Here is a 13,887-nt window from a genome sequence, read left to right on the forward strand (position 1 = left end):
CCTAGTCTGCCGACTCGCCCGCGCCTTGCCTATGGGCGAGATGGCGGGAGAGAGATAAATCGTCTCTCGGGTGCTCCGCCGGCCCTTGCCGAGCCGGCGCCTGCGGTCATGGACCGCCGGTGACCTGCGCGATCAGCCGATGAGGACGANCATCGGGGGGGCTGCGAGGACGGCTGCGGCGGCCAGGTAGGCCCCGGCGGGCAGCCACCAACGGACCCCCGGCGGATCGAGCAGCCGGGCGATGCGGGAGATGACGGGATTGACCGTCCCGAGCCGCAGGCCGGGTGCGTCCGGCGCGACGGCTGCGGCGGAACCCGCTCCCGGCGCGCTTCTCGGGCTGCCGGCCGAGCCGGCTCCGAAGCGGGTCGCCGCCCGGGCCGCCGTGGCCGGCAGGGGATCCTCGGCACCGAGGGCGGGCAGCACGGCGGCCGGGTGCCCGGTAATGCTGAGCGCCCCCGCGGGGACCGGGGCCCGGGCCACGCCGAGTCGGGCCAGCGCCCGGGCGAGCGAGCGCCGGTTGGTCTCACGGGCGGCGGCGTCGTCGGCGAGCATCTCGACCAGTAAGGACACGGCCGCCGTCGCCTCCCGGGCCGGCCGGAGGAAGGGGAAGGTGCGCTCCCAGGCGACGAACGGCTGGATGACCAGATCGTGCCGTCCGGCGACGTGCGCCGCCTCGTGGGCGAGGACCGCGTCCAGCTCGGCGGCGTCGAGGGTGTTCAGCAGACCCCTGGAGACCACCACGCGGGCGTGGCGGACCCCCGGGACGCAGTAGGCGACCGCGATCGGATGGTCGAGGATCCGCAGCAGGATGCCGGCCCGGTCACGGTGTTCGCACAGGCAGCAGGTGGTGGAATCGGCGCCGCTCCCGCTCCCGTCGCCGCCTGCGCCCGGGCCGTCGCCGGGGTTGGTGGCGTCGCCGTGGTCGGCATCGCCGCCGCCGGCGCCGCCGGCAGTGGCAGTGGTGGGCGGATGAAGGTGCGTGTGGTCGGCCGACTCCCACGCGCCGTGCCCGCGGTGGCGGCGGCCGGCGAGGTCGACCAGGTGCCGATGCCGGTGCCGCTCACGCAGGGTCGCCGCGGTGGAGGCGCAGAGCACTCCGAACAACCGGCAGGCGAGGGCCNTCGCCGTGGCAAGCCCGACGAGGTTGACCCAGCGCAGGCCGGTGAGGGGGGATCCGGCCGCGATGTTGCCGAGATGATCCGTGATCGCGGTCGGCGTGCTCCCGGACAGCGGGGAGACGGTGAACGCGATCGCGGCCAGCAGCGCCGAGACCCCGCCGGCCAGCCCGATTGCCTGCCACAGCACGATCGCCGCCCGCGGGCAGCGGTGCGGCCAGCGCGCGGCGGCCAGCAGGCGTGGTACCGGCCAGGCCAGCACGCCCGCGAACAGGGCGAGGAGGGCCGCGGTCGTCATCTCACCGGCAACGCTACCGCCCGTCCGGTGGAATCTGCACCGTTCGATCCGAGTCGGTGGTCACCGCGGCCGGTCCGTCCGGCCCGCCGGGGGCCGCCCCGGGCGGGGGTGGGACTGCGGGATCCGGGACCTCGGCAGCCGGCTCGCCCCCGAGGGGCTCCAACGCCCGGCGGAGGATCTCCGCCTCCTCGGCGGAGACCGATCCGACGAAGCGGACCAGCGCCGATCCGCGGTCGTCCGCGGTGCCCAGCGCCTCCATCATCGCCTCGGCGACGACGGCCTCCCGGCTGTCGGACGCGGCGTAACGGTGGGCNCGCGCGGCCCGCTGCCGACGGACGAAACCCTTGCGTTCCAGTCGTTCAAGCACGGTCAGCACGGTGGTGTACGCGAGATCGCGCTCATGGTCGAGGCGGGCCGCGACCTCGCGGGCCGTGAGCCAGCCTTCGCTCGACCACAACACGTCCATGACCGACCGTTCGAGGTCACCCAGGCGCGCCATAGGTCTATCCTACGTCGCGTAGAAGTTCAGGGCGGCGGAACGGTCTCGTTCGCGTCACCTCCTACGTCACACAGTCGCGCGACCTGGGTGTTCGCCCCGCGAGGGCAGGCGCGGGCGGCCTCGCGCCGTCGGCGGCCCGCCCGGGCTGGCGCCGCGGACGTCACAACCCGCCCGTGGCCCGAAGGTCGAACCGCCGGCCTGGCCGCCGGGCCGGCCGCCCGGTCGGCTGCCGCCGGCGTCGCTCCCGCGGCGTCGGGACCTTCTCCCCGGCCCGATTCGGCGGGGCGCCGGCACATTCCGCCCACGCGGCTGCCGGGCCGGGTGCACCCCGGGGACCGTCCCGGCCCGTCGGCGTCCGGCCGGCCCGACCGCGGCGTCGGCAAATGCATTCGCCGCCGTTCCCGGGGGCCTTGTGGCGGGTTACCCGCTTGGCGGCGTCGATGTGTTATCCGAAAGTTATTTTTTCGGCCGAGCCGACCGGCCCGCTCCGGGGGTGAACTTGTTCCGGCCCGCCATGGCCGGTTGCGGGGAATGCGCGGGACGGGCCCTTTGGTGCCGCGGTGAACGCGGCAAATGCCAAGGTCCGCGGCTGCCGGGCACGTCACACGGTGTTTGCGGGGGGGAAGCGGNCGGAAGACGGCGTATGCAGGTGAAGGGGACGCGCGATGCACCGCCCCGCCGGCCGGCGTCGCGCATGTCGTGGACCTCACGGAGGCCCGACCGCCGACCGGATCACCCCGCTACGTACCTTAGGACCTTCTACTTTGGGTAGAAGGTCGACTGAATCCCGGTCGATTTCTTCCCGCGGTCCTTCGAAGGAGCCGTGCGCATGGTTCTCGCCGCCGACGCCGTCGACCTCGCTCGTGCCCAGACGGCGTTCTCCCTCGCGTTCCACATCTGCTTCGCCGTGTTCGGTGTCGGTTTGCCATGGCTGCTGATCTACACCGAGCGACGTTGGCTCAAGACCGGCGATCCGGTCTGGCTGGCGCTGACGAAGAAGTGGTCGCGTGCCTTCGCCGTTCTCTTCGCGGTGGGGGCCGTCTCGGGAACAGTGTTGTCGTTCGAGTTCGGGCTGCTCTGGCCCGCGTTCATGTCCAAATACGGGGGCGCCCTCGGGCTGTCGTTCACCATGGAGGGCTTTGCGTTCTTCACCGAGGCGATCTTCGTCGGCATGTACCTGTACGGCTGGAAGCGCCTCTCGCCGCGGGCCCACTGGCTGACNCTGTGGCCGATCGCGATCTCCGGCACCCTGTCGACGCTGTTCATCATCACGGTCAACGCCTGGATGAACGTGCCGCGCGGGATCGTGGAGCAGAACGGCAAGCTCCTCGAGGCCAAGCCGTACGCCCCGTTCATCAGCCCCGGTACTCCGCCGCAGCTCGTCCACATGCTGCTCNCGGCGCTGATGTGTGCGGGCGGCGTGGTCGCCGCCATCTACGCGGTGGGCATGCTGCGCGGCCGGCGCGACACCTACCACCAGCGCGGCCTGAAGATCGGGCTCGCGGTCGTGCTGGCCTGCGCGCCCCTGCAGCTCATCGTCGGGGACTGGGCGGCCCGCGTCGCCGGCGCCAACCAGCCGTTCAAGCTCGCGGCGATGGAGGGTCTGTACCACACCGGGTCGCATGCCCCCTTCGCCCTCGGCGGGATCTACGACAACAAGACCGGCGAGATCCGCTACGGCCTGGAGATCCCCGGCGGCCTGTCCCTGCTCGAGGGCTTCAGCACCGGTCACGTGATCAAGGGCCTGGACGGTGCGCCNCCGGACGAGCGACCGAACGGCACGCTCGTGCACGGTGCGTTCACCACGATGGTCGGGGCGGGTTCCGCCCTGATCGGCCTGTCGTTGATCACGGGGTTCGTCGTCCTGCGGCGGCGCCGTCGCGGGGAGCGCCCGCTGCTACCCACCAGCAGGCCGTGGCTGATCGCCGCGGCGTGCACCGGGCCGGCGGCGATGCTGGCGATGCTCACCGGCTGGGAGGTCACCGAGGGCGGCCGCCAGCCGTGGATCGTCGGCGACCACATGCGGGTCGTCGAGGGCGTCACCGGCGGCGACGCGGTCGCGCCGATGTTCGCGGGCACCCTGGTGCTGTACCTCGGGCTCGCCGGCGCCCTGCTGCTCATCCTGCGGAAGATGGCCACCGGCGGCCCCAGCGGCGAGCAGCTTCGTCCCGGCCAGCCCGCCGGCCCCTCGGCCCCCACCGCCCCCCGGCCGCGCGACGGCGGGTCCGGGTCCGGCAGCGGCGGCTCGGGCCCGGCCGGCTCCGGACCGGAGCAGGGCAGCGGCGGCGACGAGTCCGGCTCGAAGGAGTCCGTCCCCGCCGCGCGGTACATCCCTGCGGCCAGGGGAGTGCCGGCTGCCACAGGGGCGCCGGCCGCTTCAGGAGTGCCGGCTGCCACAGGAGTACCGGCCGCCAGGTCCCTCCCTGCCGCCAGGTCCCTCCCTGCCGCCGAGTCCTTCCCTGCCGCCNAGTCCNTCCCCGCGGTCCGGTACGTCCCGGCCGCCAGGTCCTTCCCCGCGGCGGAGTCCGTGCCCGCGGTCCGGTACGTTCCGGCCGCCACGTTCGCCCCCGCCGCCCGGCATGTGCCGGCCGCCGCGTATGACCCGGCCGCCGAGCCGGTCGCCTGGTACACGACCCGGACGGATCTGCTCTCCGAGCGCGACCAGACGGGCCTGCCGGTGGCGGTGCTCCTCCCCGGCCGCCTCCCCGTGACCCCCGCCGGCGCACCCGCTCCCGCCGGCGGCAGCATGGTCACCGGGATCGGCAACCCGTCCGAGGGATCCGACCCCGCCAAGGGGCCGGATCCCTCCAGGGGGACCGAGCCGTCCACCGGGTCCGAACCGCCGACCGAAACCGAGCCGGCCACCGAGGCCGATCCGCTGGCAGGCGCCGACCCCGGCATGGACCCGAGCCGCAACCCGGCACCGACGATCAGCCCGCGGCCGGACGGCGCCGAGCCGTCCGCGACGCCCACGACGCCGGCTCCCACGTCGCCCACCATCCCGCGGCCCCGGCCCGAGCCGCACCCCACCGGATCCTTCGGGGGCGGACGGCCCGCGGCGTCGAACCGGCGTGGCGCGCCCGGCTGGCACGGCCTGCTGGGCCGGCGCTCCGCCGGGGGCCGACACGCCACCACCCGCCGTCCCGACACCGGCACGCGCACCGCCGGCCGCACCGACCGGGGAGAGACCCGATGACCTCCGCCGACCTGCTCCTCGTCGTCATGGTGATCGGCCTGACCGCCTACGCGCTGCTCGGCGGCGCGGACTTCGGCGGCGGCGTGTGGGACCTGCTCGCCCGAGGACGGGACGCGCGGGCCCAGCGCAAGCTGATCTCGAACGCGATCGGGCCGGTGTGGGAGGCCAACCACGTCTGGCTCGTGTTCATCGTCGTCGCCCTGTTCAGCGGGTTCCCGCCCGCCTACGGGGTGGTCGGCTCCTCGCTGGAGGTGCCGCTGTCGGCCGCGCTGATCGGCATCGTGCTGCGCGGCGCGGCCTACGTCTACCGCGCCTACGGCGCCGGCGCGGCGGGGCCCGACCACTGGTGGGGGCACGTCTTCGCGGTGTCGTCCACGATCACCCCGTTCGCGCTCGGGGTGGCCGGGGCGGCGCTGGCCACCGGGGACATGTCGGCCGACGACCCGTTCGCGCCGGTCCGCAGCTCGTTCGGCCTCGTCTGCGGGCTGTTCGCGGTCGCCGCGACGGCCTTCCTCGCCGCCGTGTACCTGTGCAAGGACGCGGCGGCCTCGCCGGCCACCGAGCACCTGGTGGCCGACTTCCGCCGCCGCGCCGTCGGCGGGGCCGTGGTCTGCGGCATCCTCGCGCTGGTCCTGCTGCCNCTGTTCTGGGACCAGGCCCCCGTGGTCGCGCACCGGTTCCGTGATCGTTCGATGCTGCTGGTGGTGCTCTCCGCGGTCGGTGGGATCGGCTCCCTGGTCGCGCTGGCGCGCAACCAGTTCGTCGCCGCCCGGCTGGCGGCGGGTCTCGCGGTCGCCGCGATGCTCTGGGGCTGGGCGGTCGCCCAGTACCCCGACCTGATCGTGGGGCAGGTGACGGTCGACGACGCCGCGGCGCCGGCGACCAACATCCACGCGATGCTCTACACCGTCGGCGGCGGCCTCCTGCTGATCACGCCGCCGCTGGTCGTGCTGTACCGGCTGTTCACCCGGCCCGAGCCGGTGGACTGACCGGCCGACCCGATCCGCGGCCCTGGATCGGCCCGGCGGTGCGTCGCCGCCGGGCCGATCCGTGGTCGGGCCGCCCATTGCGGTGGGCTACGGTCGACCGGTGACGGATGCCCCGCCGGCGGCGCCGGTCACGGCCGAACCGCTCACCCGGCGGGTTCTGGCCGCCGAGGTCTGGCTCGTGCTCGGGGTCTCCTTCGCCGCCTCCGCGCTCTACGCGCTCATCCGCTACGTGGGCGTGCTCACCCGGCCGGGACCGGTCCGTTCCCAGGTCGCCCGGTTGAACACCTCGGCCGCGCCGGGCCGCCCGTGGCTCGACCTCGCCCTGCAACTGGCCGACGTCGCCACCGGCGTGGTGCCCGTGCTGCTGGCCGTGCACCTGCTGGCCCGCCACGGCGGCGGGCGGCGCGTAATCGGCCTCGACGGCCGGCGACCCGGCCCGGACCTCGCCCAGGGCGCCCTGCTCGCCGCCGGGATCGGCGGCCTCGGCCTCGGCTTCTACCTGCTGGCCTGGCACAGCGGCGCCAACCTCACCGTCGCGCCGTCGAGCCTGCCCGACGTGTGGTGGCGGGTGCCGGTCCTCGTGCTGAGCGCCTGCCAGAACGGCCTCGCCGAGGAGGTCATCGTCACCGGCTACCTGCTGGTGCGGCTGCGTGAGCTCGGGGTCACGCCGGGGCGGGCGCTGGCCACCAGCGCGCTGCTGCGCGGTTCCTACCACCTGTACCAGGGCCTGGGCGGGTTCGCCGGCAACCTCGCGATGGGCCTGCTGTTCGCCCGGCTGTTCCAGCGCAACGGCCGGGTGCTGCCGCTGGTGATCGCCCACTCGCTCATCGACACGGTGGCGTTCGTCGGCTATGTGCTCCTGGTCGGGAAGGTCTCCTGGATTCCCGCTCCGCGCTAAGGTTAACGGCAGGGAAACACAAGTCGTCCATCAGGTGTCCGACGCTGTCCTTCCCGGNACTCCGACNGACCATCGGACAACGACGAGGGGCTGGGCAGGGGCTGCCTGGGTGCGCCATGCCCGCGATGTGGGGCGCGTGACGGTGTAAGGCGAAGAGTCGCCATGGGAGAACAACGAGGAGGGCGGGGCGGATGGCCACCGGGGCCCGTGAGATAGAACGCAAGTACGCCGTCGAGCCGACCTTCGTGCTGCCGAAGCTGGGCGGACTGCCCGGGGTCGCGACCGCGCGGACCCGCCGCGCCGTCAGCCTCGAGGCCGTGTACTTCGACACCGACGACCTGCGCCTCGCCCGTAACCGGATCACGTTGCGCCGGCGCACCGGCGGCTCCGACGCCGGCTGGCACCTGAAGCTGCCGGTCCGCGTCGGCGAGCGCGACGAGCTGCGGCTCCCGCTCGACGCCGCCGACGGCGTGGTCGACGTGGCCGCGGGCGCGCGGCACACCCCGCCGGCGGAGTTCGTCGACCTGGTGACGGTGCACCTGCGCGGCGGCGAGCTGCGTCCGGTCGCCCGGCTGCGCACCCTGCGCACCGCCCGGCGGCTGCGCGACGCCGCCGGCGTCGACCTGGCCGAGGTGGTCGACGACCAGGTCTCCGCCCAGACGCTCGGCGAGGCGACGGTCGTGAGCACCTGGCGGGAGATCGAGGTCGAACTCGTCGACGGCAAGCGCGGCCTGCTCGACGACGTCGGCGAGCTGCTGCTTTCGGCCGGCGCGGTCGCGGCGACGGACTCCTCGAAGCTGGGCCGGCTGCTCGGGCCCGCGCTCGCCGCCGGTCCGGGGCCGGACGTGCCCCCGCTGCCGCGCCGCCCGCGCCGGCGGGCCCCGGCGGGCGACGTCGTGCGCGCCTACCTCATCGAGCAGGTCCGCGCCCTGCTCGCCGCCGACCCGCGGGTGCGGCTCGACGAGCCCGAGGCCGTCCACCGGATGCGGGTGGCCTGCCGGCGGGCCCGCAGCACGCTGCGGACCTTCGCGCCGCTGTTCCCGGCCGACACGGTGACGCTGCTCGACGGGGAGCTGCGCGACCTGGCCGGCGCGCTGTCCGGCGCCCGCGACGCCGAGGTGCAGATCGCCTACTTCGACGGCCGGCTGGCCGAGCTGCCCGCGGACCTGGTCGCCGGGCCGGTGCACGAGACGGTCAGCGCCCACCTGTCCACCGGGATGGCCGCCGCCCGCGACGAGGCGCTGGCGATGCTGCGCAGCGACCGGTACTTCGCCCTCGTCGCGAGCCTGCTCACCCTGGTCCGCGCCCCGCTGACCGGCGCGGCACGGCGCCCGGCCGGCAAGGTCCTGCCCGACCTCGTCCGCCGCGCCGACCGGCGGCTGGCCAAGAAGGTGACCGCCGCCGCCGGGCTCCCCGTCGGCCACGACCGGGACGAGCTGCTGCACTCCGCGCGCAAGCAGGCCAAGCGGCTGCGTTACGCCGTCGAGGCGGTGACCCCGCTGTACGGCCAGGACGCGACGGCACTCGTCGGCCAGGCGGAGCGGGCGCAGGAGCTGCTCGGCACCCATCAGGACGCCACCGTCGCGCGAGACCTCCTGCGCGGGTGGGGCGCCGCCGCCCAGGCCCAGGGCGAGTCCACCGCGTTCACGCTGGGGGTCCTGCTCGGGCTGGAGGAGTGCCGCGGGCGGCTGGCCGAGCGGGACTTCTTCGACGCCTGGCCCCGGATCTCCGCCGCGAAGTACCGCCGCTGGCTCGCCTGAGCAGCCGCGGTGCCCGTGGCGCCCGGTAACTCTGGGCGTAGGCAGTGCCGGGGGCGTCGGCAGCATCAGGGCGTCGGACGGGCGGGGGCGGGTAGCCTCCGGTCGACCCCGCCTTCGTCCCGGTGCCGCAGGAGGCTCGCGATGACCACCTCGACCACGCTTCCGACGACGCCGCTGGGCCCGACGGGCATGGAGATCACCCGGGTGGGCTTCGGTGCCTGGGCGATCGGCGGAGCGGGCTGGGCCTTCGGCTGGGGCGCCCAGGACGACGCCGAGGCGGTCGCGGCGATCCGCCACGCGGTCGCGGNGGGGATCAACTGGATCGACACCGCCGCCGTCTACGGGCTCGGGCACTCCGAGGAGCTCGTCGCCCGGGCGCTCGCCGACCTCCCCGCGGCCGAGCGACCCTACGTGTTCACCAAGTGCGGTCTGGTCTGGGACGACGCCGACCGGAGCGTCCCGCCGGCCCGGGTGGGCGCCCCGGCCTCGATCCGGACCGAGGTCGACGCCTCGCTGCGCCGGCTCGGCGTCGACCGCATCGACCTGTATCAGCTGCACTGGCCGCCGCAGGACGGCACGCCGATCGCCGACGCCGTCGGGACGCTGCACGAGCTGCGGGCCGCCGGCAAGATCCGTTCGGTGGGCGTGTCCAACTTCTCCGTCGACCAGCTCGAGCAGGCCGCGGCGGCCGGCGGGGTGGACGTGCTGCAGCCGCCCTTCTCCCTGATCGACCGGGCCGTCGCCGGTGAGATCCTGCCGTATGCGGCCGCCCACGGCATCGGCACGATCGTCTACAGCCCGATGCAGTCCGGGTTGCTCTCCGGGCGTTGGAGCGCGACGCGGACCGCCGAGCTGCCGGCCGACGACTGGCGGCGCGGGGCCCCCGAGTTCAACCCGCCGGCCCTGGCGCGCAACCTCGCCCTCGTCGAGGTGCTCGCGGAGGTGGCCCGCCGGCACGCGACCACGGTCGCCGCCGTCGCGGTCGCCTGGACCCTGGCCTCCCCCGGGGTGAGCGGCGCCATCGTCGGAGCCCGCCGCCCGGACCAGCTCGACGGCTGGTTGCCGGCCGGCTCGCTGACCCTCACCGGCGCCGATCTCGCCGAGATCGCCGCGGCGGCCGAACGACTCTCCGCCGGCCGCGGTCCGTTGCACCCCGCCGGCGACGCGTAGCCGCGTGTGGGCCCGATTGTGGGCCGGGATGTGGTCCGGGTCGTGGTCGGATCGAAAGTCGCGGCGGTCACCCGTCCGAGTTGCCACGTCTGGGCCATCCATCGCGCGGTCGCCCCCGCACGCTGCCCACGCTNGGAAATCCCTGTCAGCTCGACGGATTGCGGGACCGCCCGGGTGTACTAGCCCGTGGCCGGGCCGGCGGCGTTGTTCTGTTACCGGGGCATGAAGTGGACTTCCTTGCTCGGAGGACTCCCGCGAAGCCCTCCGTCCGTGTAGCGTCGTCCCTGGCCGGAGTTCGCCGGTTCGCGTCTCAACCGAGGCGCGGCGGAACAGCGCCAGGAACTCTTGTGGCTTCCTGGCGTTCGGTCCGGGGCCCGCGCGGTGCGGGTCCTGACTGCACCAGCAGGGAGAACGGCACGTGGCTCAGGGCACGGTGAAGTGGTTCAACTCGGAGAAGGGCTTCGGCTTCATCTCCGTGGACGGCGGCGGCTCCGACGTCTTCGTTCACTACAGCGCGATTCAGATGGACGGCTACAAGGCACTTGAGGAGGGCCAGCGGGTCGAGTTCCAGGTGACCCAGGGTCAGAAGGGTCCGCAGGCCGACGCCGTCCGCGTCGTCTGAGCCACGAGAGACTTCACGGTCAGCCCGCCCATCGGGTGCTCCGCTGGGCGGGCTGACCGCTTCTCCGCGCCGTTCGTCACGTGGCGGAGTCGATTGCACGACTGCCCGATCGTGCCGGAGGGCTTCGTTTCCCCGGCCCGCTCGGGTGTGTCGCCTCGATCGGAGCCTCCTGCGGGACTGTACTCCAGAAGACGCCTTTCCCCCTGGCCAGGCGGGAATGGAACGGTCTTCGATGTCCCACTGTCGAGGCCGGTTGATCCGCCTTCCGGCGGGTCGCCGCGCTTTTGCCGATCGGCGTGATTTCGGTGACGGATCGCCGCCGGGGCGATGGCTGTTCGTGCAAAGCCGGGTAAGCGCATCCCGTTCTCCGACCGCTCGTTCTCGGTCTCCCTTGTGGCTCCTCTCGGCGACCAAAGCTTAAAGGTTGCTGAGAAACGCAGGGAAAGCGAATGTGCGCGCTGCCGCGACCAGACCAATCACGGCTCGGCGCGGACGGCGTGCGGGTGCGTGACAGGCCGGCCGCGCCTGGGCGCCGGCCGGGCCCGCCGCACGCGAGCGTACGAACCGCCTCAGCGGGCCGTCAGCCGGCTGCCGCCGCCTGCGCTGCCGGTGGCCCGGCGACGAGCAGTTCGGCGATCTGCAGCGTGTTCAGCGCCGCTCCCTTGCGCAGGTTGTCGCCGCAGAGAAACAGTGCGATCTCGTGCGGGTCGTCCGGCGACTGCCGGATCCGTCCGACCCAGGTGGGATCGGTGCCCACCACGTCCGAAGGGGTGGGGAACTCGCCGGCGGACGGGTCGTCCACCACCGCGACCCCGGGGGCGGNGAGCAGCACCGCGCGGGCCTCGTCGCCGGTGACGGGCCGCGCGAAACGGGCGTGCACCGCGACGGCATGGGTGGTGATCACCGGCACCCGGACGCAGGTCGCCGACACTCGTAGGTCCGGCAGGCCCAGGATCTTGCGGGACTCGTTGCGGACCTTGAACTCCTCGGACGACCAGCCGCCGTCGCGCAGCGACCCGGCCCACGGCACGACGTTGAGGGCCAGCGGCGCGGGGAACGGGCCGAGGCCGTCCTCGCCGATCGCCTTGNGCACGTCACCGGCGGTCTGGCCGAGTTCCCGCGTCCCACCGACCGTGGCGAGCTGGTTGTAGAGGGTGTCGATGCCGGCCTGTCCGGCGCCGCTGGCGGCCTGGTAGGAGGCGGCGAACATCGACTCCAGACCGAAGGCCCGGTGCAGCGCGCCGAGCGCGACGATCATCGACAGGGTCGTGCAGTTCGGGTTGGCGATGATGCCCCGCGGGCGGGCGGCGAGCTGGTCGGCGTTGACCTCGGGGACGACGAGGGGGACGTCGTCGTCCATCCGGAAGGCGCCCGAGTTGTCGACCGCGACCGCGCCGCGCGCCGCCGCCACCGGCGCCCACTGCGCCGACACCTCGTCGGGCACGTCGAACACGGCGACGTCCACCCCGTCGAAGACCTCCGGCGAGAGCACCTGCACGGCGACGTCCGCGCCGCGCACCCGCACGGTGCGCCCGGCCGAGCGGGCCGAGGCCACGGGCCGGATCTCCCCCCAGATGTCCGGACGCTCGGCGAGCATCGACAGCATCACCGTGCCGACCGCGCCCGTAGCGCCCACCACCGCGAGCGTCGGCCGCCGGCCGGCCTCGTTGCCCGTCATGCCCCATCCTCCCGATGACCCGTGATCAGTGCCGTGCCGTCCGCGATCGTCGCCACGGCGCGCGTGACCGGTGTTCTCATCGACCGGTGCCCGCGTAGACGACCGCCCCGCCGTCGGGGTCACCGAGCTCGAAGGCGCCGTGCACGGCGCGCACCGCGCCCGGCAGGTCGGTGTCGCGTACCACCACCGAGATCCGGATCTCCGACGTTGAGATGATCTCCACGTTGACGCCGGCGTCGGCGAGCGCGCCGAAGAACCGCGCCGACACCCCGGGGTGCGACTTCATCCCGGCGCCGATCAGCGACAGCTTGCCGATGTGGTCGTCGTAGAGGGTCCGCTCGAAGCCGATCTCGCCCTGCACCTTCGCCAGCGCCGTCAGCGCGGTCCGCCCGTCGGTCTTGGGCAGGGTGAAGGAGANGTCGGTGCGGCCGGAGCCCGCGACCGAGCCGACCTGGACGATCATGTCGAGATTGACGTCCGCGTCCGCNACGGNCCGGAACACCGCCGCCGCCACCCCCGGCTTGTCCGGGCAGCCGACGACCGTCACCTTCGCCTCGCTGACGTCGTGCGCGACGCCACGGATGATGGCCTGTTCCACGAGCTGTGCCTCCGGAATCTCGGTGACCCACGTGCCCGGCTTCGCGTTGAACGACGAGCGGACATGCACGGGGACGCTGTAGCGACGGGCGTACTCGACGCAGCGCAGCATGAGGACCTTCGCGCCGCAGGCCGCCATCTCCAGCATCTCCTCGTAGGAGATCGTGTCGATGCGGCGGGCGTCGGGGACGATGCGCGGATCGGCGCTGAACACGCCGTCGACGTCGGTGTAGATCTCGCACGCGTCGGCGTGCAGCGCCGCGGCGAGCGCGACCGCGGTCGTGTCCGAGCCGCCCCGGCCCAGCGTGGTGATGTCCTTGGTGTCCTGGCTGACGCCCTGGAAACCGGCGACGATCGCGATCGCGCCCTCGTCGAGCGCGGCCCGGATCCGGCCCGGTGTGACGTCGATGATGCGGGCCTTGCCGTGGACCGAGTCGGTGATGACGCCGGCCTGGGAGCCGGTGAACGACCGGGCCTCCGCGCCGAGCGTGGTGATCGCCATCGCCAGCAGGGCCATGGAGATCCGCTCGCCGGCGGTGAGGAGCATGTCGAGCTCGCGGGCGGGCGGCAACGGTGACACCTGCTCGGCGAGGTCGAGCAGCTCGTCGGTCGTGTCGCCCATGGCGCTCACCACGACCACCACGTCGTTGCCGTCGCGGCGCGCCTCGACGACCCGCTCGGCGACCCGTTTGATGCGGTCCGCGTCGGCAACGGAGGACCCACCNAACTTCGCGACCAGGAGCGCCATGGCAGCCAGGTTACCGAGCGCCGACACCTGCCCGCTCCGCTCGCCAGGGATTGCTCCGATGTGACCTGGGTGCATGTCTGCGCAGCGTGCCCGGGGTCCGACCCGCCGCGACCCTGTCGTCCCGACGACGGCACGCTGGGCGGATCCGATCCGTTGTGCCAGGGTGACGGCACCGACCGCGCCATATCGACCGCGTCCCGCGGTTGGATGCGATGGTCCCCGACGCATCAGTCCAGGAAGGACATCCGCAATGGCAGTCAGCCTCGCCAAGGGTGGCAACGTAAGCCTCACGAAGCAGGCCGCGGAGGCCGGCACCN

The 13,887-nt window shown here is 73.8% G+C and carries 10 protein-coding genes and 12 pseudogenes; 12 read left to right on the top strand and 10 right to left on the bottom strand.

Annotated elements, in window-relative coordinates:
• Positions 1–150 precede the first annotated feature (150 nt).
• The 4 genes and pseudogenes from UK94_RS03185 to UK94_RS38390 all read right to left on the bottom strand — a co-directional run.
• Positions 151–1,120: pseudogene (locus UK94_RS03185) on the bottom strand (M56 family metallopeptidase); the annotation flags it as partial.
• Between the two features lies 1 nt (position 1,121).
• Positions 1,122–1,413: pseudogene (locus UK94_RS38380) on the bottom strand (M56 family peptidase); the annotation flags it as partial.
• A 13-nt stretch (positions 1,414–1,426) separates the two neighbouring features.
• Positions 1,427–1,726, bottom strand: a 300-nt coding sequence (locus UK94_RS38385; RefSeq protein WP_235486308.1) for a BlaI/MecI/CopY family transcriptional regulator, incomplete at its 5' end; no start/stop codon positions are given.
• 1 nt (position 1,727) lies between these two features.
• Positions 1,728–1,912: pseudogene (locus UK94_RS38390) on the bottom strand (BlaI/MecI/CopY family transcriptional regulator); the annotation flags it as partial.
• Positions 1,913–2,741: 829 nt separating this feature from the next.
• Between UK94_RS38390 and UK94_RS38395 the strand changes: the two are divergent.
• From UK94_RS38395 to UK94_RS03220, 11 genes and pseudogenes are all read left to right on the top strand, one after another.
• Positions 2,742–3,133 (top strand): cytochrome ubiquinol oxidase subunit I (locus tag UK94_RS38395; RefSeq protein WP_235486310.1); only part of this gene is annotated, 392 nt, incomplete at its 3' end.
• A gap of 1 nt (position 3,134) precedes the next feature.
• Positions 3,135–3,308, top strand: a 174-nt coding sequence (locus tag UK94_RS38400; protein ID WP_313949447.1) for a cytochrome ubiquinol oxidase subunit I, incomplete at its 3' end; no start/stop codon positions are given.
• Between the two features lies 1 nt (position 3,309).
• A pseudogene (locus UK94_RS38405) lies at positions 3,310–3,670 on the top strand (cytochrome ubiquinol oxidase subunit I); the annotation flags it as partial.
• Between the two features lies 1 nt (position 3,671).
• Positions 3,672–4,379 (top strand): annotated as a pseudogene (locus UK94_RS38410) (cytochrome ubiquinol oxidase subunit I); the annotation flags it as partial.
• 725 nt (positions 4,380–5,104) lie between these two features.
• Positions 5,105–5,748: cytochrome d ubiquinol oxidase subunit II (locus UK94_RS38415; protein WP_235486312.1), on the top strand; the 644-nt coding region annotated here is incomplete at its 3' end.
• Position 5,749: 1 nt separating this feature from the next.
• Positions 5,750–6,097 (top strand): cytochrome d ubiquinol oxidase subunit II, encoded by a 348-nt coding sequence (locus tag UK94_RS38420; protein ID WP_313949443.1) that lies wholly within the window; start codon positions 5,750–5,752, stop codon positions 6,095–6,097.
• Positions 6,098–6,197: 100 nt separating this feature from the next.
• Complete coding sequence (locus UK94_RS03205; RefSeq protein WP_231861472.1) at positions 6,198–6,995, top strand: CPBP family intramembrane glutamic endopeptidase; 798 nt, start codon at positions 6,198–6,200, stop codon at positions 6,993–6,995.
• A gap of 191 nt (positions 6,996–7,186) precedes the next feature.
• Positions 7,187–8,755 carry a CYTH and CHAD domain-containing protein gene (locus UK94_RS03210; protein WP_011601851.1) on the top strand — a complete coding sequence of 523 codons (1,569 nt, stop codon included), beginning with the start codon at positions 7,187–7,189 and terminating at the stop codon, positions 8,753–8,755.
• A 141-nt stretch (positions 8,756–8,896) separates the two neighbouring features.
• Positions 8,897–9,062: pseudogene (locus UK94_RS38425) on the top strand (aldo/keto reductase); the annotation flags it as partial.
• Position 9,063: 1 nt separating this feature from the next.
• Positions 9,064–9,925 (top strand): annotated as a pseudogene (locus tag UK94_RS03215) (aldo/keto reductase); the annotation flags it as partial.
• Between the two features lie 418 nt (positions 9,926–10,343).
• Positions 10,344–10,547: a cold-shock protein gene (locus UK94_RS03220; RefSeq protein WP_009740954.1), complete on the top strand. Its 204-nt coding sequence runs from the start codon at positions 10,344–10,346 to the stop codon at positions 10,545–10,547.
• A gap of 580 nt (positions 10,548–11,127) precedes the next feature.
• Here UK94_RS03220 and UK94_RS38430 read toward each other — a convergent pair.
• The 6 genes and pseudogenes from UK94_RS38430 to UK94_RS03230 form a co-directional block, all read right to left on the bottom strand.
• Positions 11,128–11,369: Asd/ArgC dimerization domain-containing protein (locus UK94_RS38430; protein ID WP_268761193.1), on the bottom strand; the 242-nt coding region annotated here is incomplete at its 5' end.
• Between the two features lies 1 nt (position 11,370).
• Positions 11,371–11,635: pseudogene (locus tag UK94_RS38435) on the bottom strand (Asd/ArgC dimerization domain-containing protein); the annotation flags it as partial.
• 1 nt (position 11,636) lies between these two features.
• Positions 11,637–12,225 (bottom strand): annotated as a pseudogene (locus UK94_RS38440) (Asd/ArgC dimerization domain-containing protein); the annotation flags it as partial.
• 76 nt (positions 12,226–12,301) lie between these two features.
• Positions 12,302–12,642: ACT domain-containing protein (locus UK94_RS38445; RefSeq protein ID WP_235486315.1), on the bottom strand; the 341-nt coding region annotated here is incomplete at its 5' end.
• Between the two features lies 1 nt (position 12,643).
• Positions 12,644–12,712 (bottom strand): annotated as a pseudogene (locus UK94_RS38450) (hypothetical protein); the annotation flags it as partial.
• A 6-nt stretch (positions 12,713–12,718) separates the two neighbouring features.
• Positions 12,719–13,546, bottom strand: a pseudogene (locus UK94_RS03230) (aspartate kinase); the annotation flags it as partial.
• A 274-nt stretch (positions 13,547–13,820) separates the two neighbouring features.
• Between UK94_RS03230 and UK94_RS38455 the strand changes: the two are divergent.
• A pseudogene (locus UK94_RS38455) lies at positions 13,821–13,886 on the top strand (TerD family protein); the annotation flags it as partial.
• Between the last annotated feature and the right edge of the window lies 1 nt (position 13,887).

Source organism: Frankia sp. AvcI1 (assembly GCF_001420875.1).
In the GTDB taxonomy this organism is placed as follows: Bacteria; Actinomycetota; Actinomycetes; order Frankiales; family Frankiaceae; genus Frankia; species Frankia alni.

Excerpts from the sequence above, each read along its gene's own strand:
- UK94_RS03210 (WP_011601851.1), top strand. The coding sequence starts at position 7,187 with ATGGCCACCGGGGCCCGTGAGATAGAACGCAAGTACGCCGTCGAGCCG.